At 66.8% G+C, this 19,331-nt stretch carries 11 protein-coding genes and 7 pseudogenes; 9 read left to right on the top strand and 9 right to left on the bottom strand.

Going from position 1 to position 19,331, the window contains the following annotated elements:
- Positions 1-11 precede the first annotated feature (11 nt).
- A pseudogene (locus ACFC96_RS31720) lies at positions 12-215 on the top strand (hypothetical protein); the annotation flags it as partial.
- A 26-nt stretch (positions 216-241) separates the two neighbouring features.
- On the opposite strand, the gene ACFC96_RS31715 reads toward ACFC96_RS31720, so the two are convergent.
- A complete protein-coding gene (locus tag ACFC96_RS31715; protein ID WP_376615344.1) occupies positions 242-3,220 on the bottom strand; it encodes a helix-turn-helix transcriptional regulator in 2,979 nt (992 codons plus the stop codon).
- 185 nt (positions 3,221-3,405) lie between these two features.
- Here ACFC96_RS31715 and ACFC96_RS31710 point away from each other — a divergent pair.
- Together ACFC96_RS31710 and ACFC96_RS31705 are read left to right on the top strand one after the other, a co-directional pair.
- A pseudogene (locus tag ACFC96_RS31710) lies at positions 3,406-3,893 on the top strand (transposase); the annotation flags it as partial.
- Positions 3,894-4,518: 625 nt separating this feature from the next.
- A pseudogene (locus ACFC96_RS31705) lies at positions 4,519-4,839 on the top strand (transposase); the annotation flags it as partial.
- Positions 4,840-4,932: 93 nt separating this feature from the next.
- Here ACFC96_RS31705 and ACFC96_RS31700 read toward each other — a convergent pair.
- Positions 4,933-5,304, bottom strand: a pseudogene (locus ACFC96_RS31700) (transposase family protein); the annotation flags it as partial.
- Between the two features lie 99 nt (positions 5,305-5,403).
- Between ACFC96_RS31700 and ACFC96_RS31695 the strand changes: the two are divergent.
- Positions 5,404-5,955 (top strand): hypothetical protein, encoded by a 552-nt coding sequence (locus ACFC96_RS31695; RefSeq protein WP_376615342.1) that lies wholly within the window; start codon positions 5,404-5,406, stop codon positions 5,953-5,955.
- Between the two features lie 121 nt (positions 5,956-6,076).
- Positions 6,077-6,274: pseudogene (locus ACFC96_RS31690) on the top strand (transposase); the annotation flags it as partial.
- On the opposite strand, the pseudogene ACFC96_RS31685 reads toward ACFC96_RS31690, so the two are convergent.
- Positions 6,248-6,412, bottom strand: a pseudogene (locus ACFC96_RS31685) (DNA-binding response regulator); the annotation flags it as partial. The pseudogenes ACFC96_RS31690 and ACFC96_RS31685 sit on opposite strands and share 27 nt — an antisense overlap.
- Before the next feature lie 233 nt (positions 6,413-6,645).
- On the opposite strand from ACFC96_RS31685, the gene ACFC96_RS31680 reads away from it, so the two are divergent.
- On the top strand, positions 6,646-7,053 hold the full coding sequence (locus tag ACFC96_RS31680; RefSeq protein ID WP_376615341.1) for a hypothetical protein: 408 nt from the start codon (positions 6,646-6,648) through the stop codon (positions 7,051-7,053).
- A gap of 50 nt (positions 7,054-7,103) precedes the next feature.
- Here ACFC96_RS31680 and ACFC96_RS31675 read toward each other — a convergent pair whose 3' ends face one another.
- Positions 7,104-8,309 carry a PstS family phosphate ABC transporter substrate-binding protein gene (locus ACFC96_RS31675; RefSeq protein ID WP_376615339.1) on the bottom strand — a complete coding sequence of 402 codons (1,206 nt, stop codon included), beginning with the start codon at positions 8,307-8,309 and terminating at the stop codon, positions 7,104-7,106.
- A 214-nt stretch (positions 8,310-8,523) separates the two neighbouring features.
- Positions 8,524-8,765 (bottom strand): annotated as a pseudogene (locus tag ACFC96_RS31670) (FTR1 family protein); the annotation flags it as partial.
- A 394-nt stretch (positions 8,766-9,159) separates the two neighbouring features.
- Between ACFC96_RS31670 and ACFC96_RS31665 the strand changes: the two are divergent.
- The 3 genes from ACFC96_RS31665 to ACFC96_RS31655 all read left to right on the top strand — a co-directional run bounded on the left by ACFC96_RS31665 (position 9,160) and on the right by ACFC96_RS31655 (position 13,863).
- The gene (locus ACFC96_RS31665; protein WP_376615337.1) at positions 9,160-10,491 is read left to right on the top strand and encodes a N,N-dimethylformamidase beta subunit family domain-containing protein; all 1,332 of its coding nucleotides are present in this window, start codon (positions 9,160-9,162) and stop codon (positions 10,489-10,491) included.
- A 417-nt stretch (positions 10,492-10,908) separates the two neighbouring features.
- Positions 10,909-12,387 (top strand): DUF6056 family protein, encoded by a 1,479-nt coding sequence (locus tag ACFC96_RS31660; RefSeq protein ID WP_376615335.1) that lies wholly within the window; start codon positions 10,909-10,911, stop codon positions 12,385-12,387.
- Positions 12,388-12,483: 96 nt separating this feature from the next.
- On the top strand, positions 12,484-13,863 hold the full coding sequence (locus ACFC96_RS31655; RefSeq protein ID WP_376615333.1) for a ricin-type beta-trefoil lectin domain protein: 1,380 nt from the start codon (positions 12,484-12,486) through the stop codon (positions 13,861-13,863).
- Between the two features lie 303 nt (positions 13,864-14,166).
- Here the strand turns inward: ACFC96_RS31655 and ACFC96_RS31650 are convergent, their stop codons facing one another.
- The 4 genes from ACFC96_RS31650 to ACFC96_RS31635 all read right to left on the bottom strand — a co-directional run bounded on the left by ACFC96_RS31650 (position 14,167) and on the right by ACFC96_RS31635 (position 19,330).
- Positions 14,167-15,594 carry a glycosyltransferase gene (locus ACFC96_RS31650; protein WP_376615520.1) on the bottom strand — a complete coding sequence of 476 codons (1,428 nt, stop codon included), beginning with the start codon at positions 15,592-15,594 and terminating at the stop codon, positions 14,167-14,169.
- Between the two features lie 260 nt (positions 15,595-15,854).
- A complete protein-coding gene (locus ACFC96_RS31645) occupies positions 15,855-16,946 on the bottom strand; it encodes a hypothetical protein (RefSeq protein WP_376615331.1) in 1,092 nt (363 codons plus the stop codon).
- Positions 16,947-17,482: 536 nt separating this feature from the next.
- On the bottom strand, positions 17,483-18,598 hold the full coding sequence (locus ACFC96_RS31640; RefSeq protein ID WP_376615329.1) for a PP2C family protein-serine/threonine phosphatase: 1,116 nt from the start codon (positions 18,596-18,598) through the stop codon (positions 17,483-17,485).
- 285 nt (positions 18,599-18,883) lie between these two features.
- Complete coding sequence (locus ACFC96_RS31635) at positions 18,884-19,330, bottom strand: hypothetical protein (protein WP_376615327.1); 447 nt, start codon at positions 19,328-19,330, stop codon at positions 18,884-18,886.
- Between the last annotated feature and the right edge of the window lies 1 nt (position 19,331).

Below are 19,331 nucleotides of genomic sequence, written 5' to 3'. Positions count from 1 at the left end.
CGCGACTCCTGATGATCAAGGTTGTCGAAGTTCGGGGCAATCAACCTGCTCCGATCAAGACCGAGCGGCTCGTACTCCGCGAGTCCGAAGCCCGGGATCGTCCGGCGGTCATCGAGCTCAACGCCTTGCCATAGGTGGGCACCTACCTCGGTGGCCCTCAACCGTGTGCCGAGCTCGAACGCACGGTGCCCGAGGTACCTGGGCAGCGCCCCGGTTGGCTTCAGCCCGAGGTGCAAGTCAATCAGCCCGACGCGCTGGTCTCCGGCTCAATCAGACCCTCGCGGTATGCGATGCCGACGGCCTCGGTACGGCTCGCGGCACCCAGCTTGGCGAGGATGTTGGAGACGTGGACGCTCGCCGTCTTGCCGCTGATGTACAACTCTTCGCCGATCTGGCGGTTGGTGCGCCCCCGGCCGAGCAGCCGCAGCACCTCGCTCTCCCGGGCGGTCAGGTCGGCGATCCGCTCCCCGGCGGCCAGTGCTTTGGCGAGACGGCCGCGTCGTACCAAGGTGTCGAGCGCCTCGCGCAGCGGCACGGCGCCGAGCCGCACGGCCGTGTCCCGGGCCGCATATGCCTGCTCGGCCGCCTCTTCGCGGCGGCCGGCGGTGAGCAGGGCCTCCGCGAGCCGCCGTCGGCACCGGGCGAGTTCGTATGGTTCGCCGTAGCCGAACGCGGTCACGGCCCGCTCCCAGGCGGCGACGTCCGGGCCGGTGGCGGCGCGTACTCCCTCGGCTTGCGCGCGGGCCAGCCAGGCCAGGCCCTCGGGCCCCTGCTCAGTGCCGTCTTCGCCGTGGGCCGCCGTGGTCCGGGCCAGCTCCACGAGCTCGGCCGCGGTGTCCGTCCAGCGACTGGTGCTCGGCGCGTCGCCAGCCAGTCGGGACTCCTCCGCCGCGTCCGCGACGGCCGACAAGGTGAGCGCGGCCAGCCGGACCACGGCGTCGGGCCTGTCGGAGCCCGAGCCCTCCGTGAGTGCGTCGACCGCGGTGCCCATCTGGCGGACACAGTCCTCGGCGTCACCGCGCAGCGCCGCGGTGTCGGTCAGCACGATGCTTGCGACGAGCGAGGCCATCCAGTCCGGGGGGCCGTCGAGCAGCGCACGAGAGCCACCGACCGCCACGTCGAACTCGCCGCGCGCCAGGGCGACATACAGCGCGGGTGCGGTCGCGAACCCGGACGTGGCCGTGAGGAGGGTGACGTCGTCGGCGGCCGTTCGCGTGCACTCGTCCCAGCGGCCCAGCGTGTAGAGCAGCAGGGATTGCAGATAGCGCAACTCCACAGCGTACGGCGAGGAGAGGAGGCCGGCACGGCGGGCGCGGTCGAGTCCGTCGCTGATCCAGGTCAGGCACGGGTCCATTTCGCCGCACTCGTAGCAACCGATCGCCAGGTTGTACAGCGCCCGCATCTCTACCTGGAGATTCCCGGCGGTGCGGGCCAGCTCACGGGCTCTGAGGAGCCGCTCCCGACCCTGCGGAGTACGCCGGTTGTGCGCCTCGAGACCGACCAGCGATATCACCAAATCGGCCTGGGCGTCAGCAAGCCGGAGCCTCTCGGCGATGTCCAGGGCCTGGCGGGCGACACGTTCGGCGTCCTCGTCACGGCCCACGTAACGGGCCGCCATGACGTGCGTCGCGGCCGCCCACACCCAGGTGCGCGAGGGCGGCTCGGCCGGGATCAGACCGAGCGCCTCGCTGCTGTACGCGAACGCAGCCTGAAGATTGTCGATCCGCATCAGATTGCCCGCGAGGGTGTAGCGCACCCGGGCGGCAAGTTCGGAGTCGGCCTCCGAGCCCGCCCGCGCGAGCGCGGAGCGGGTGAGTTGGACCGCGCGATGGGGTTCGCCGGCGTGTGCGGCGGCGGCCGAGGCACGCAGGGTGAGAGTGACCGGGTCGCTGTCCTCGGGGTGCGCGGAGGGGTCCACCACGGCCCACAGTTCGAGTGCGGTCTCCAGGTGCCGCAGTTCTTCGGCGGGTGCGCGGAAGAACTGAGCATGGTCGGCGGCTTCGAGGGAGGCTGCCAGCGCGTCGGCCAGGTCGTGGCTCGCGCGTGAGTGATGGGCCCGCTCCGCCGCGCTGTTCGGCGAACGGCCTTCGCCAGCGAGGAGCGCCGCGAACACCCCGTGCAGTCTGACCCGTTCGCCGGGCAACAGATCCGCGTACACGGCCTCGCGGGTGAGGGCGTGTCGGAAAGAGTACGTCGAGTCGTCGTCGGTCACGAGCAGTTGGTGCCCGGCCGCCTCGCGCAGCGCCGACTCCAGCTCCTCCTGCGGCAGTTGCACGGCGCCACGCAGCAGGTCGTGCCCGACCCGGCGCCCCGCCACAGCCGCCGTGCGCAGGACCTGCTGGGCAGTCTCGGTCAGCTGCTCGATCCGGATGAGCAGGACGTCGGCCAGGCCGCTGGGCAGCGCGGCTGAGTCCGCGCCCTCGTCGTCCTCGGGCAGCGCGGCGAGCAACTCCTCGGCGTAGAAGGCGTTTCCCTCGGCGCGGTCGACGATGCGGCGAACGGTGCTGTCGGAGACAGGGCCGGTGCGTTGCGCGTACACGAGCCGGGCCACGTCCGCGTCAGCCAGCGGGTGCAGTTCCAGCCGGTCGACGGCGGGCAGCCTGACCAACTCGGCGAGCAGAGGCCGCAGCGGGTGACGCCGGTGCAGATCGTCCGCGCGGTACGAGGCGAAGACCGCGAGCCGGTAGGGCGGGCGGCCCGGCGTGGGCCGCTGCAGGACACCCCGGCTGAGCAGAAAGCGGAGCAGGTCGCGAGAGGACTGGTCCGCCCAGTGGAGATCCTCAAGGACCAGGAGAAGCGGGGTCAGGGCCGTCAGGTCGGCGAGGAGTCCAGCGATGCCCTCAAAGAGCTGGAGGCGGCTGCCTGCGTCGGCCGCGGGGCCGGCAGCCGCATCTGTGCCGATCAGGCGCTCCACCGCCGGGTACGCGGCGAAGGCCGCGGCAAACCGTTCGTCGGCGGCCGCAGCGCCAAGGATCTCCGTGAACGGGAGGTATGGCAGGCCGACGTCCCCGAGGTCCACGCAGCGGCCGGTCAGGACGGTCATGCCGGTGGCAGCGGCGTGCGCCGCAGCCACCGTCAGCGTGCGGGTCTTACCGACGCCGGCGTCCCCGGCGACGAGGACGGCGCGCGGGTCGCCGGCCGCGGCGCGCTCCAGCACGCCGGTGAGCCGGGTGAGTTCGTCTGCCCGGCCGACGAACGGTGTATCGATTGTCTGGGCCACGGGTCCATCCAAGCACGCCCGGTCGGTACCGCTCGCGTGTCCCCGCTCCCCGGCGTGGGGACTGTAAGAAGAACGGCCCTGTCTCATATTCGGTGGTGACGGATCGTGTCGCTATCCGAGGAGGATGCGGTGGCGGAGCAGGGTTAAGAGATCATCTCAATTGGAGATGTCGGTAGTCTGGTGCTGTGTTGCTGACGGAGCGTCTGGTCCCTGATGGGCTGTGGGAGTTGTTTCAGCGGGTGGTGCCGGAGGCGCCGACTCGGCCGCAGGGTGGTGGTCGGCGCCGTCATGGGGACCGTGAGGTGTTGGCGGCGATTGTCTTCGTGGCCACGACCGGGTGCACGTGGTCGCAGGTCCCGCCGGTGTTCGGGCCATCCGGGGCCACGGCTCACCGCCGGTTCATGGAGTGGAGCCGACAACGGGTCTGGGCGAAACTGCATCGTCTGGTCCTGCACGAGCTGGGGGCTCAAGGCGAGCTGGACTGGTCACGATGCCACTCGTGCGCGGCATCCCACCGATCAGATCCCAGCGCGGTCCACGCCGTCGGCGCCCCGCCAAGCTTCACGCCGACAAGGCCTACGACAACCGCCACCTGCGGCAATGGCTCCGTTCACGCCACATAAAACCGCGCATCGCTCGCAAGGGAGTTGAGACAGGAGCTCGGCTGCTACGTAGCAGCCTGTGGCTGAGGTTGTGATGGCCGTGACCTCCGCATGGGCTGGGCGCTGCCAGGCTCGGATGGCCAGGTATCCGTCCGTCGTGGCGTACGGCAAGGTGGCGATGACACAGTCGTCGACCGTGCGGGGCGGCCTGTTGACTGCGTGGGTCTGTTCGGCCAGGTGGCAGGCGAGTCGGTGACGGCGCCCGTTGCGGCGGCTGACTACATAGCAGTCCCAGCGTCCCTCGGCGAGCGGGTGCTGTTCGGGATGAATGCTGATGGTGACGTCATGAATATCTGCTGCGGTGGCTACGTCAGCGACAAGCGCGGTGATCTGACGCTCTTTGGGATCCCGGCGCAGGCGGGCGACGAAGTCGAGGGCGCCCGGCGGGAGAGTGTGAGGGGCCAGCCGGACAGTGATCGCGCCACCTGTCTGGGCGCGGGCGAACGCTCCGGGACGGCGGGGTGGTTGGGAGGCTGTTTGGAGTGTGGGCGTGACGCGGGTGTCGGGTCGGGGGCGGTGGCGCAGGTTCTTGATGCGCTGAACGAGGGTCGGAAGCCCAGGTGCAGGTGCGGAGATGGTGGTGTGCACGCGCTGTCGGGTGAGTTGGGAGATGAGGTCCTCGTAGCGGCGGGCCAGAACCTGTCCGTACCATCCGGAGCACGAGTCCTCGCTGAAATCGGCGATGATCGCGAACGCTTCGCGGATGCCAGAGCTGTGAAGGCATACGCTGGCGCGGCTCCCGTCACCCGGGCATCAGGCCGCAGCCACGTCGTCGTTGCCAGAACGGTCAAAAACCAACGGCTGGCCGCAGCCGGTTACATGTGGGCATTCGCTGCCCTCCGCACCGAGGCCCCACGCACACACTACGACCGACGGCGAGCCGGCGGAGAGCGTCACACTGCGGCACTCAGGAACCTATTCAACAAACTACTCGGCTGCCTCTGCCACTGCCTATAGCGCCGCATCCTCTTCGACCCCAACCAGGCTTTCCCAGCGCCCATGGACCTCGCGGCCTGAGCCCCTGCTTGACCAACCAGCGACATGAGATGTCTTCGACCGCTCGGCGATGGTGTGGTCTCGGGTGGGGACCAGGGTGCCGTCCACGATGAGCACAGTGTCTTTGGCGAACCGCTTGCGGGGCTGGAGTGCGAGCAGGGGGCCGAGGTGGTTGATGACTCGGCCGGCCGTGGACTTCGAGACGCCGAACAGCGGAGCGAGCTGTCGCAATGTCAGGTTCGTTCGCCAGTAAGCCGTGACCAGCAACACTCGGTCCTCCAACGGCAGACTCCACGGCCGGCCTCGGTGGGCCACATCTGCTCCATCGCGTCGGAGCGTGGTCAGCAGTTTGCCGAAGCAGCGCGGGCTCAGCCCCGCGAACGGGGTTATCCAGGACGGCTCCGATGCCGTGATCACACTCGTCACATCATGATCATCACTTAGGTCGGCCTCATACCGAGGCAGGCATGCCCACAGCTACGCTGATCGGGGGCAGTCCGCAGTGAGCAAAAACCGGGGGAAACCGTGAACCGACCTCTGCTGTTCCTCGACGTGGACGGGCCGCTCAACCCCTATGCAGCCCAGCCGGAGAGGCGTCCCGACGGCTACACCACACTCCGAGTCCCCCGGAACGACGCCCATCAGGACGACAGGGGCCTATCACCCCGACGACGCCCCTTGCGAGTCTGGCTCAACCCGGAGCACGGACGAATCTTGCTCCGACTCGGCTTCGAGCTGTGCTGGGCCACCACATGGATGGACGACGCCAACCGGTCGATCGCACCAGTCCTCGGCCTTCCGGAACTTCCCTTCGTGGACTTCGGCGACGTCCTGCTCCAAGAACGCCCTGATGGAGTCCACTGGAAGACCGGACCGCTAGTGGACTACGCAGGCGGCCGTCCTTTCGCCTGGGTGGACGACGAGCAGAGCGAGCTGGATCAGACCTACGTGACCGCCCACCACCAAGGGCCCGGGCTCCTCCACCACGTCAACCCGCGGATCGGCCTCCGGGAGAACGACTTCCACACGCTCGCCGACTTCGCCCGGTCCCCGGACACCTCACGAACCACCGGCTGAACACCTCGCCAGCTCTGCAGGCCGCTCCGCACTCGGAGCCAAGATCTTTGCGGGACAGCCCTTATGGCACTGTTTCTCGGATCTCATGACATGAGTGGGGAGTTGGAGCCAGGCTGGCCGTATGGGCCGTGGAGATCTGACGAACGCGGAGTGGGGTCGGCTGGAGTCGTTCTTACCTCGTGGTGGTACTCGTGGGGGCCGGTGGAGCGATCACCGTCGGGTGATCAACGGGGTCCTCTACCGGGTGCGGACGGGTGTGCAGTGGCGGGACCTGCCGGAGCGGTTCGGGCCGTGGGAGACCGTCCAGTACCGCTGCCGCGATCTCGGGGGAGGCCAATTTCAGGGTCGTCGCGCCATCTGCCGCCGGTACAGGAACAAATCCCTCGTCCGTAAGCCCCCGGCGTAGCACGTCACGCAATGCGTGGTCATCCTCGACCACCAGGATCTTGTGGGACACCGGCAACTCCCTCGTACACGGGCGCTATACAGCATTGCCCTACCCTTGGGTGCGGAGCACCCGCATTTGGCTAGGCGTTTTGATCACCCAACCTATTGTCTACTCTGATGTAGACGGTCACGGTGTGATTGCCGCAACATGCGCAAAACGCTCGTACGAGCGTCTGGTGCATGGGCTCTTTCACCGCGCACCGTCCGGGCTCTGTCGGCGAGACTCGCTAAGGACCAGCTCCCATGTACAGGTCGCACGAGCGGACTGCTGAACGCATCCGGCAGGATCGCAAGGCCGATCCGTACATCTCTGTGTCTGACCTCGTGCTAAAATACCGGGTCTCGCGTAACGCGGTCCGCGGTGTGCTCGGCCTGCCCCCCGAACCGGCACAGCCTCGTCCGAGTCAGCGTCGGCCGCTGCTCCTCGACCCTGTGCGTGGCCTCATCGATGACATGCTGTGCCAGGAACACCAAGACCACGGAGTGCGGCTGTCTCACCGCAAGATCCTCCAGCGGCTCGAGGGTGAGGCAGGGTTCGAAGCGGTTTCGCTGTCGACGCTGCGTAACTACGTCCGCAAGCGTCGCCCTGAGATCCAGGCAGAGCAGGCGGACGTCTCACAGCGGATGGATGGCCACGAACTGTGCATGTGACAGCGGTGTCACAGCCCATGCTGTGACACCGCTGCTCCGGGACCGATGCGTCAGGGTGCGTGACCGATGGCCCGCTTGCTCGCGTCGGCCTGCTGCGCCCGCAACGGCAAGAACACCTGCTGCTTGGACACCACGCCCTGGCCCTGCTTGCTGAGGATGAAGCGCATCAGCTCTTCCATCACAGGATCCAGCTGCTTGCCCGGGCGCTTGTTCACGTTGAAGTACGTGACCCGGCTCAACGGGTATGCCGCGGAGGCGACGTTCTCGTAGGTCGGCGCATACGCTGTGCCGCCGTTGCGCTCGCTGAGCGCGATGACCTTCACGCCCTGGTCGACGTAGGCCATGCCGGTGTAGCCGATCGCGTACGGGTCGTCCTTGACGTCCTTGGCGATGGGGAAGACGGTCTTCTCCCAGTGCACGTTCGGGTCCGCCGGGGTGGATCCGCCGCCGGCGCCGGGGCGCCACTCGCCCCGTTTGCCGCCGGCGTTCAGGACACGCTGGCGGACGAACTCCTCGAAGCCGTTCCAGGGCTGCAGGCCGACGATGTGGACCGGCTTGTCGGCCCACTCGCCGGTGGCGCCGAGGTCTCCCCAGGTGACGGCAGGGGATCCGCCGCGATTGCGCGTCGTGGAGAAGGCCGCGTCGAGTTGGTCGAAGGAGAGCTTGTCGACGGGGTTGTCCTTGTTGACGATGATCCCGACAGAGTCGAGGAACCCGAAATGACGGTAGCTGCCACCCGAGATCGGAACGCTCAGCGGGTCGTAGCCGAAGGCGTCATGGAAGCCCTCGATGTCCGTGGGCTTCAGTTCTCGCGAGACGAAGACACAGTCGAGGTTCCCCTTCACCAGTTCCAGGGCGCCCAAGCTGCCCGCGTACGGCGGGTTCACAGAGATGTGCACCTGCGGATACCTCTTCTCGAACTCCTTGATCCAGGATTTCGAGAGCGCGGCCAACACGTCAGAGGCCCCACACTGATAGTCGCCGTGCAGGGAGTTCTTCGGCTTCGCCTTGTACGAGGACAGCCCTGAGTCGAGCGCGGGCTGGAGCAGCTCTCGCTCGGGCAGCGGTCGCCCGTGTGCCTTGTTGTATGCGTCCTGATCATCCGTCTGCGGAGTGACTGCCTTCTGCGGAGCCACTGCCCACGTGCTGAAGTCCTTCGCGTCATTGTCCGGCTGGGCCTGACTGGTGAGTGTGCCGACCGCGGCCAGCGCGATGGTCAGCGTCAGTGCGGCGGCTGCTCGTCTGGCTCGTCTCATGTACGGAGTCTCCCGGTGAGTCGAAGGCGAAAGTGCAGAGCGTGCTCGAAAGCTCGAGACGGGATGCTCTGCGGTGGAGCTGACCGAGAAGCTAGGCGTACTGTCCGGACGCGACCAAGAGGCCTGGGCGAAAAGGTCGTTGATCCCCGTTCTGCCTCTTCTGCCAGCGATGAGCCGGGGTGGTGCTACCGCTGCCGGAAACCGGTGCGTTCGGCATCCAGGTGACCAGGCCGGCGGAGGGAACGGACAGGGTGTCGCCCAGGATCTCCTGGGCCTGGACGGTGAGGGTTCACGATCCGAACTGCAGCGGAGCGCCGAGGGCGAGGGAGAATGCCACGGCTATGGCGATGCCCGTCCTACCGGCGGCAGCCGGCGCTGACGTTTGGTCTCGACGAGGCAGGCGATGAGGATGCAGACGACGAGGCTCGCCTCCAGGGCCTCGAGCAGTCCGATCAGTAGCCCGGGAGCGGTGCCCTGTACCCGCGATTGGCCCTCTTGCGGTCGCCTGTCAACGGGCGTGGCATAAGGATCGTCCTGGCAGCACGGCGGGCAGCTCGGGAGAGAAGTGATGGATGACGGCGTGGAGTGCCGTGACCGTGCTGGAAGCGGTGTTGCCCTGGGCGGCTTCGCCCGCAGGCGGTTCCTCGGGGTTGCGGCTGCAGGGGCCTTCTCCCTCGCGAGCTGCGGGATGACCGGCTGTGACTCCACTACGGACGTGAGCCCTGGCGTCGTGCCGGGCCGCACTGAATCCGAGCGGTCGGCCGCCGGGGAGCGGAACCGAACCGGGAGTCCTGACTGGCGTATCCGGTCCTTGGGTCCTCCCGAGGCGATCGAAGGTTATGCCGACAAGGTGAGCGTTCTGCCGGGTGAGGCATTCGGGCTGCACGTCTCGACCACCGCGCGCGGCTTCCGTGTCTCGGCGTATCGGATCGGCTGGTACGGCGGTGCTCAGGCCCGGCTCGTCTGGAGATCCGGCCGGGTGGCGGGCCGACACCAGCACCCGCCGCGACTGAAAGGCGGCACGCGGACCGTACAGGCCGACTGGGAACGTACAACGGTGGTGCGCACAGGCGGCTGGCCGGAAGGCGCGTATCTGCTGCGGTTGGACGCGGAGAGCGGACACCAGCGGTACGTGCCGATGATTGTCCGCTCCGCGAGCGCATCGGGCGCAACTCTCCTGATGCATGCCGCCGCGACCTGGCAGGCGTACAACCAGTGGGGCGGCTATAGCCTCTACGAGGGCAAGGACGGGGCGTACGGGAATCGCTCGCTGGCCGTCTCTTTCGACCGGCCGTATGACAAGAACGGCGCCGAGAAGTTCCTGGTCTACGAGCGGGCTGTGGTGGTTCTTGCGGAGCGACTGGGCATTCCGCTGGCGTACACCACGGGTGTGGACGTCCACCTCGCCCCGTCGGTGCTGCGGGATGCAGCCACTGTGGTCTCGCTCGGCCACGACGAGTACTGGACCCCGGAGCAGCGGCGGTATGTCACCCGGGCGCGCGACGCGGGGACCAACCTGGTTTTTCTGGGAGCCAACAGCTGTTTCCGGCGGGTCAGGCTGGAGCCGATGGAGAACGGCGCCGCCCGCAGGGTTGTCTGCTACAAAACCGATTACCAGGACGATCCGTACCTCGTGGACCATCCCTCCATGCCGACCAACGACTTCAGGTCGCCGCCCGCAGCCCAGCCGGAATCCTCCATGACCGGACTCTTGTACGAGGGCTATCCCACGGACGCTCCGTATGTCGTCCACGGTGCGGACCACTGGATCTTCGCGGGGACAGGGGTGAAGAGGGGGGACTCCTTCAACCACCTCGTCGGGGTGGAATACGACCGCGTCATGCCGGAGGTGCCTTCCCCCGGGCCTATCGAGATCGTCGCCCACTCCCCGCTGGTCTGCAAGGGCCGGAGTAGCTACTCCGACTCCGCGTACTACACCGTGCCGAGCGGGGCGGGCGTCTTCGCCGCGGGGACGATGCGGTGGGTAGAGGCCCTCATGGCTGGAACGGGGGAGAACGGTCGTAACCACGGCATGAACGCACGCACCGGAGCCTTCGTCACCCGTACGACCGAGAACGTGCTCCGCGCCTTCGCGGTCGGTCCTGCCACGAAAAGTATGCCGACGGCGCACGACAACGTGCGAAACGTCTACGGACGCACAGCAGACGGAACCGGTACGTAGACACATCTGGACACGGACAAAGCGCACCGCCGTCCATGTGAGGTCAGCGGCCGCATGCGTACCTCGATCGGTCTCTGGTACCCACACAGGCTGTGTAGTCGATGGGTGTTGTAGAACCGGGAGTTGTAGCACCCGGAGATCCCGGTGGCGATCCTCAGTTGCCCCGTCGTCCGAGCCCAGGTGTACGGACACCTCGACCTCAAACGGGCGAGCCCGACCAGCCCCGGTTGGAGGTCGAGCGGGTGATTTCCCGACCATTCACCCGTGCGTCACGGGGGACTGCGCTCTCCGGCCCTGGGTGGCAAGCTGTATTCCCTGCCGGGCCTTACCCAACCCGTGCTCCTCCTCCGATTTCTGCAACCTTCGGCCAATGCCGCCGCAGGTGCCTGGCCATATCCTCCGAAAGGGAGAAAGGGCGTGGAACGCCTACCGAGAAGAGCCGTCCGGGGACAGCAGACCGAAGATGGCCTGCATACGGACATGCTGGTGGAACGGGCGCGCTGGTGGCCGGTACTGCTCTGTGTCATGTCACTGGCTCTGCTCGCCTACGCGGCCTGGGCCGCCCGTTGGGTGCGGCCCAGCGGGGACGACTGGTGCTTCCTGCCCGTGGTCCGTGACGGCGGGCTGACCGCCATGGTGGACAAGTTCTATTTCAAGGACAACGGGCGCGTCGTCAACGCTGTACTCGTTTGGGCTTACGCGCGCTTCGACGTCGCCGGGCAGCAGTGGTTCGGGCCGGCCAGCGGAGTACTGATTCTGCTGCTGCTGTGGGCTTTCTGTGCCGCCGCGCTGACTGTCACGGAAAGAAGGCCGCCGCGCGGAACAGCGCTGTTTATGGCGTCCACTGTGACCGCCGTCTTTCTCTTCGGCTCCCTGAATACGTACAAGACGTTCTACTGGCCGGCGGCATCCGTCTCGCACACGCTGCCCCCGGTGTTCGCCTGCGCAGCCATCGTCCCGGTCCTGAGGGCCACCTCACTGCGGGGCCGCGCCTTCGCCCTGTGCACAGTCGCCGCGACGGGAGCAGCGCTGGGGCTGCTGTCGGAGGAAACTACCGTGGTTGCACTGGTCGCCGTGGGGTGCACGGTGGTGATCAGCGGCCGTGTCATCCCCGCCGAGCGGCGACGATTCGTCCGCTTGTGGTGCGCTGCGGCAACTGCTGGCCTACTGACCGGAATGCTGATCCTGTACACGTCGCCCGGCGCACTGCACCGGCGTCAGACGAAGAGCTCATCAATCATGCTCGCCCCTAAGTCCCTGTGGGAGTCCCTTTACGGATTCGCGTACATCGCGTTGAGGTGTCTCACAGCCTGGCCGTACCTAGGAGCGTTCGCCGGCGGCATCGTCCTGGGCTGTCTCCTCTTGCGTGCCACTGCGGAGCGTGTCGTCCGTGCGAAGAACGCGGCGCTGCTGATCGGGTCATGCATCGTGGTCCTTGGGATCGCCGGCTACGCGTGCACTGTCATCACTTACCCCGCATTCCGTACCGGCGTGATGACATCGACGCGTTTGTGGAACGACTACCTGCTGCTGTACGTCCTGTTCCTCGTCTATGCAGGTGCACTCGCCGCTTTCGCATGGCACCGCCGTGGCCGACGGGTCGCTACCGCTCTCGCCACAGGGGCAGCTGTGTACTCCGTCGTCTGTCTCGGCCTGGCGGCATCGCTCGCAATCCTGGACTCCGACATGGCCGCGCGCGCCCGCGCATGGGACCAGCAGGACACGCGAATGCGGTCCCAGGCCGCAGCGGGGGCCCGCGTTCTTCCCTATAGGCGGCTTCCCATCAGCAAGATGACCGAGCCGTTCAGCCACGGCGGTGACAAGACGTGGCCGGCGCTCTGCGTTGCCCGCTACTACAGGGTCCAGGACATCACCAACGCGACAGGCGAGCCTTGAGCGGCTGCGGAACGCGTGAACGGGAGGGCCTCACTCCTGAGCGTCATGCGGGTGCCCAGAGCCGGCGAGCACCCACGCCCAGGAAAGGATGAGCACGTGAGCAAAAGCCCCGGAAGGAAAAGTGCAATCCCCGCTTCGAAAACACTTTCCGCGGCCGTCCTTTGCCTCTTCCTCGTCACGGCGCCGGCCCTTATCGGAGCGCCGTCTCTCCAGCCGCCTTGGCAAACCGATCACTCCGAAGGTGTCGCCCGGCGCGATGCGCACAGAAAGTCATCGGGCTCCTGCCTGCGGGAAATGATCGGCGTGGCCCACGAGGACGATGACCTCCTCTTCATCAACCCACAGATCCAGGAGCTCATCACTGCCCGATGCCCCCTCGACGTGGTCTACCTGACCTCAGGGGACGCTGGGCAGTCTTACAACCGCAGTCCCTACGCCAAGAGCCGCGAAGACGGCGTGATCGCCGCCTATGCGGCCATGGCGGGAGTCGGGCGGCACACCGTCACCGAGACCATCACAGTCAACCACCACAACGTCACCTCCTTCTCCTTGCGTGAACGACCCGAAATTCGGCTTTCCTTCTTCCGGTTGCCCGACGGACTCCCAACAGGGAAAGGGAGCTCTGACTACCGGCACGAGAGCCTCCTGAAGCTTTTCCGTGGCGAAATCTCCAGCATTACCACGGTCAATTCCCCGGAGCGGTACACAGAGCAATCACTCGTCGCGACAATCACCGGCCTGGCCAGGCGATGGAAAACCGAGCGCATTCGTACCCTGGACTTCGACAATGATTCCTTCGGCTCTGCGCACTCACGAAGCGCGGACCACAGCGATCACGGAGTGGCAGCGCGCTATTTCCGGATGGCGGGCTTCCCTCTGCATCCGCGCGGCGGCATCATCGCCTACCGCGGATACCCTATGTCGCTCCTGCCGGACAACCTGACACCGGAGCAGGCCCGGGCCAAACAAAGGATCTTCGCGACGTACCTGTACACGGTGCGCTGTGATCCGCCACGCTGCAACGAGCCCCACTCGATTACCCCCAATTACCAGAGCTGGATGCACCGGCAGTACCCCCGCCCCCAGCGGCACGCCCGCCCCGGCGCACTCATCTCCCAGACGGGCGGCGTGGAGCTCTGCCTCGAGGCTTCGAACAAGCTGCCGTACACGGCAGAAGGCGCCGTGCGGACATCACGCTGCAACGGCAGTTCCGCACAGTCATGGCGCCACTTCCCCCCAGGCCAGTGGCAGTCCAGAACGGCTCACGGTGGCTGCCTGACCGCCGCGCCGTCCCCGCGCGTCTCGCCATGCGGCAGCAAGGCCCCTGATCAGCGGTGGCGACTGAATCCCGGCGGACAGCTGGTGTCGGGCGACCAATGTCTGATCCAGGACGACGCAGCACGGAGCGTCCCCCGCCTCCACGTCGGGTTGTGCCTGGCTGTAGGGCCGGAGAACACCTGGCTCTGGCGGCCGTGACCCGGCGGTGACACAAGCAGCGCGGCGTCCGGTCCGGCTGATCCACTGCTCCGCCGGTTCACTGCAGTGGAGGCAGCCGGATCCGTCAGTCCGGCACACGAACCTCTCCGCAGAAGCCCATATGGCCACAGGCACACAGCCACCGAGTCATTGCCCCGATGAACAAGGCTTCGGTGTGTCGCGTGACGTCCGTTTCGTGATCACGTGAGCCCGAGCGGTCTGCCGGCGTCGCGGGCGCTGTGCCGGAGGTCGAACAGCGATGTTGGCCTTCCCGGCGAGGTGGAGCCCGCTGATGGCGCGGCGTTAGCCGAGGGTGGGGTCGTCCTGGTTCGTCTCGGCTGGAGCGTTGGGATCCATTCCCGCGGTGCCTGATGGCTGCCGCCCAGAGTTGATGGCCCAGCGGGCGAGGAGGAAGGAGATCGGGGTCACGAGGACTCCGGCGACGAGTGCGGCGACATTCTTGTCCATTTCGAGTCGGCTGACGGCTACATAGAGAAGCGCGCCGGAGGCCACGAGGTTGAAGCCGCTGGACAGCGGATACCTAAAGAACGCGCGCCAGGTCGGGCGGGTCCGGCAGGTGAGGCGGGAATTGAGAAAGAACGAGCAGACGGTACTGACCGCGTATCCCAGGGCATGCGCCATGAGATACGGGATCCATGGGTTCAGGATGGCGTAGATGGTCAGGTATACGGCGGTGTTGACGAATCCGATCGCCAAGAACGTCGCGAACTGTCGTTTCGTTGTCGGGTGGCCTGTCGGACCAGTGATCGATCCGTGCTGCGGAGGGCGGGGCCTCGGGGCGGGGCATTCGTTCGTTTCCCGGATTACGAAGGATGGACGGCGTTTGACCTCATGGTAGATGCGCCCTACGTACTCACCGATGATGCCCAGGGTGATCAGCTGGATTCCACCCAGCCCTACCGCCACCATCAGTAGCGTCGCGTAGCCGGGGACAGTGGCCCCGTGAAGTGCCACGTCGAAACCCACCCATGCTGCGTAGACGACTGCGGCTAGGAGGCACCAGAAGCCCGCGTAGATGGCCAGTCGAAGTGGCCGGTTGTTGAAGGACAGCAGTCCGTCGATGCCGTAGTTGAGTAGACGGCGACTTCCCCACTTCGAGCTGCCGGCCAGTCGCTGCGCGTTTTGGTAGGTGAAGGTGGCCGTCGTGAAACCGATCCAGGAGAAGATGCCCTTGGAGAATCGGTTGGTCTCAGGCAGCGACAGCACGGTGTCCACTGCCTGGCGAGACAGCAGTCTGAAGTCCCCGGCACCGTCGAGCACTTCCACATCCATGAGGTGGCGCACCAGGGCGTAGTAGCTGCGGCTGAGTATGGTGCGCGCCGCACCCTCACCCTCACGGTCCCTCCGGGGGATCACCTGGTCGTACCCGAGCCTGTGAAGCTCGAACATCCGCGGAATGAGATCCGGGGGATGCTGCAGGTCCGCGTCCATCAGGACGACCGCCCGCCCCCGGGACATTCGCAGGCCGGCGAGTATCGCGGCCTCCTTGCCGAAGTTCCTGCTGAGCACCGCGTACCTGATGCGTCGGTCCGCAGCCCCGAGTCCGCAGATGATTTCCCGAGTGTGGTCGGTACTGCCGTCATCCACATAGCAGATCTCGTAGTCGAGACCGGACGTGCCGAGGGCGTCCCAGACTGCCGAGTGGAATCTCTCGATGACTGCAGCCTCGTTGAAGCACGGAACGACAACCGAAAGCTGAGGACTCGTCAAACCAGTCAATCCCGTCTCCTGATGGGGTTGCCATCCCTGTCTCTGGCAGGGGCCGAAACTCACGGGCATTCGACCTGTATTCACTTGCCGAGCGGCGGAAGCACAGGGGTACGCGCCCCGGGATGACCCGTCTGGCCTCATCGGGCTGGTGGGCATGGTGTCACCACGCAAGGGAATGTGCGCTGGGGACAGTCCTGACTCAGCGAAAGTACCGGGGGCTCCGGACCCCGGCATCGGGTGTCGGCTTTTCTTAGGGCCTGTCAGGGTGCGGTGCCGGCGTAGAACAGTGAGTACGCGCCGTACGCGGCAGAGACAGCGGTGACAGCGGGAACAAGCACTGCTGTGGTGCGCGGCCGCGCTCGGGCCAGAGCGAGGGCGGCAGGAAGCATCAGAGGGAACGCGGGGAGTAGGAAGCGCGGTTTGCAGGCGTAGAACTTGGATCCGCCGAAGGCGATGACTACCAGCACGATCGAGTACACGAGCACAGGCAGCGGCGGGCGATCGAGAACGAGTAGAACGAGTGCGGCCAGGCAGATGAGGATGACGGCGGCTGCCATGTAGTAGGCGAGATGCGGGGGAGTACCCCGGTCCGTGAAGACACCTTTGAGGAAGCGGACTTCGCTCATTCCGAAATCGAAACGGGAGCCCCAACCTCGCTGGATCTTCAAGTAACCGAGCGGGCCACCGGAGCGAGTGCCCACCCAGGACAGGTAACCGAGCCAGCCGAGCGGTGCCAGGGCCGCACTCGCCCAGATACGCCAATCGCGGCGGTGGCGGCGGCTCCGCCGCAATGCAAGCCCCGCGGCGCACAGGACTGCGATGGCGACTGCGACGGAGTTGGGGCGTGTGAGCCCGGCGAGCAGAGCCAGGGCACCTGCCCAGAGCCAACGACGGGTGAGCACAGCATAGAGCGACCATGCGGACAGAGCAGTCATCAGCGACTCGCTGTAGGCCATGGTCTCCACAACGGCATGCGGGAGTATCCCCCACAGGAGGGCGAGGACGGTGCCGGTCCTGCGGCCGTGGAGGCGCTCTCCGACGGCGTAGATGCCCCAGGCGGCAGCGAATGCTGAGAGCCAGGCTGCGACGAGACCGGCTGCAGTCATGTGGAGGGGAATGAGCGTGGCTAGGGTGCGCTGCAGGGCGGGATAGAGTGGAAAGAACGCCAGGTCGTTATAGATGAAACCGGGAGTCCGTCCGGCGATCGTCGTCCCGTAGCCATGCTGCGCGATGCCCGCGTACCACTTACTGTCCCAGGAATCGCCCAGCGTGATCCACAGGGGTCTGTGCGTCTTCATGGCAACGGCAGCCGCGACCGCGAGGCCGACCAGGCGTGCGGTCGCATAGAGCACCAGGGCCGGAGCTGCTCTGCGCAGAGCTCCGCGCACCCTGTGAGGCAGGCGCGCGACGCGTTCTTCGCCCAACAGGGGCCTGGCTACTGCGGGACCGGTAGGCACAACTCGCTTCACCTTTGGGCCGGGACGACTGGACGCTGGGAGAAGCGGGCCGGTCCGGCTCGGTGACCTCCCGCGCCTTGATCGTGCGGGCCTGGCGCCGCCACTGCGAGCGGGGCGGGCCGACCGAGTGCCCTGCCGGCCGGAAGGAGCGAGAATCTCTAGCCCGGTTCGGCGGTGTTCCACAGCCGGACCGTGCGGTCCGGCTGCACGTGGCGAGGGTCCGGCCGTCCGGGCTGAACTCCGCACAGGAGGGCCGTGCGGAGCTTCCTGGCACAGCAACTGGGCCACACATCGACAGGGTAAACGTTGCCTGATGCGGCACTAGATAGATGCTCAAACGACGACCACGGCTTGCCCGGTCCCGCAGGACAGCGTAGTAAATCTTGAGCGCGTGCCGCCGCCGTTTGAGCGGTGCAAGAGGGGCCGGGTGATCAGGCTCTGGGCATGGCGGTGTGCCTTATGGCGATCATTGCGGCGTCGTCGTTGAGGTGTCCGCCGACGTGGTGCAGCAGGTCGTGCCGGAGGCGGCGGAGGAAGGCGTCGGGGTCGTTCTCGGTCCAGCCTGTGATGCGCTCGGTGAGCGGGTAGAAGCTGCCGGTGGAGTCGCGGGCCTCGGTGACGCCGTCGGTGTACAGCAGCAGAAGGTCTCCCGGCTCGAACGGGAAGCTGTCGATGTGGTAGCGCGGATGCGCGAGTTCGCCCAGGCCCAGGGGAGGTGCGGGGTGAAGGGTGTCGATCGTCGTCGGTCGGCCGTTGCGCAGGACGACGGGCGGAGGGTGTCCGCAGGCGACCATCTGGACCCGGTCGTCGTGGTCGGGGATGTCCAGGATGGTGGCGGTGATGAACGTTTCCCCGTAGCGGCCCGTCTCGCCCGGCTCCATCAGGTCCCAGCACACGCTTCGGTCGAGGTAGCGCACCAGCTCACTCAGGCTCGCCGGGCGGTGGGCGGCGACGCGGAACGCTCCGAGCAGCAAGGCGGCGTCGTTGACCGCAGTCATCCCTTTGCCTTGCACGTCGCCGACGATCAGCCGGGTGCCGGAGGTGGTGCGCGCTGCCGCGTACAGGTCCCCGCCGATCTGGGCCTCGGCCTCTGCCGCAAGGTAGAGGGAAGCTACGCGCAGCGGCCCGATCTCTTTGGGCAGTGGCGGCAGGACCACACGCTGGGCGGTCTCGGCCACGTACCGCACTTGCGTCAGTACTTTTGCGCGACGCTCCCGCACTACACAGAAGATCACCAGGGCCGTGCCGACCAGTACCAGGGCGATGATCTGTGCCTGGTCGTTGGACGAGAGCAACTGCTCAGGCTCGCGCAGCAGCCCGATGGCCGTCTGCGCGATCACCGCCAGTGCGGCGACCAGGCCCACCGACCAGGGCCCGCCGAACAACGGTGTGATCGCCGGGGCCGCGACGAGCAGCGCGCCCAGGTGGATGTTGGGCGGAGCCAGAGCATCGATCACGGACACCGCGACGATCCACGCGATCGGGATGGCGAGCAACGCCCGCCCCGCTCGCACCGGCCGTCGAAGTCGTACGCGGCGCTGCGGCATGACTCCTGTCTACACCGCCCCCGCTCAGGTCGCACAGGGGCGGAGACCGGCAGTGCGGTCGCTTACCATTCGGCCCTGGCGACTGGGAACTGCTGCTGACCATGCGTGCCCACAAGCGCACCCTCGCTCGCCTCACGGCCACGGCCGGCTTCTACGGGTATGGGCCGAGACCGAGTGGGGCATGCCCAAGTGACCGGCCTCGGCGCCTATCTTGGAGCCGTTATGGAGCGCTAGTTCTCATCCTGGCCCCTTTTTCCTGATGCGCACCGACATGACTCGTTGTCGTCAGGTGACCGTCACGTGGACGACGGGCGACAGGGTGTTGCCGTGTGCGACGCGCAGCTGCTGAGCGCCCTTGTCGCTGAGCTTGACGCGCACGCCGTAGGTTCCGCCCTTTTTGACCGTGGTGCTCGCGTGCAGGGGGGTCCACTTGCCGCTGCTGTTGAGGTGATGGACGGTGAGCTTGCTGCCGGTCTTGATGTGGGTCACCTTGCCAGTGATGACGACGCTCGACCCGGCCTTGACCGAGGTGTGGTTGGCGTGAGCGGTGATAGACGCGGACATGGCCGGCGATGCCGCCGCGACCGTTGCCGCGTGTACGGCGGGTGGACTAGCCGGGCTGGCGATCGCGACTCCGGCCCCGCCTGCGAGCATGGCCGCGCACACTGCTGCGATGGCCGCTGTGCGTATCCGCGGACCTTTCCCGGTCTTCTTCGTGAGTGTCGTGTCCATG

It is taken from the genome of Streptomyces sp. NPDC055955 (genome assembly GCF_042270245.1).
Classification (GTDB): Bacteria; Actinomycetota; Actinomycetes; order Streptomycetales; family Streptomycetaceae; genus Streptomyces.
This window is presented reverse-complemented; position numbering and strand designations above follow the sequence as displayed.

What these genes read in the sequence shown, in the direction of transcription:
- ACFC96_RS31680 (WP_376615341.1), top strand. Translation starts at nt 6,646, where the DNA reads ATGTACAGGTCGCACGAGCGGACTGCTGAACGCATCCGGCAGGATCGC.
- ACFC96_RS31675 (WP_376615339.1), bottom strand. Translation starts at nt 8,309, where the DNA reads ATGAGACGAGCCAGACGAGCAGCCGCCGCACTGACGCTGACCATCGCG.
- ACFC96_RS31640 (WP_376615329.1), bottom strand. Translation starts at nt 18,598, where the DNA reads ATGCCGCAGCGCCGCGTACGACTTCGACGGCCGGTGCGAGCGGGGCGG.
- ACFC96_RS31635 (WP_376615327.1), bottom strand. Translation starts at nt 19,330, where the DNA reads ATGGACACGACACTCACGAAGAAGACCGGGAAAGGTCCGCGGATACGC.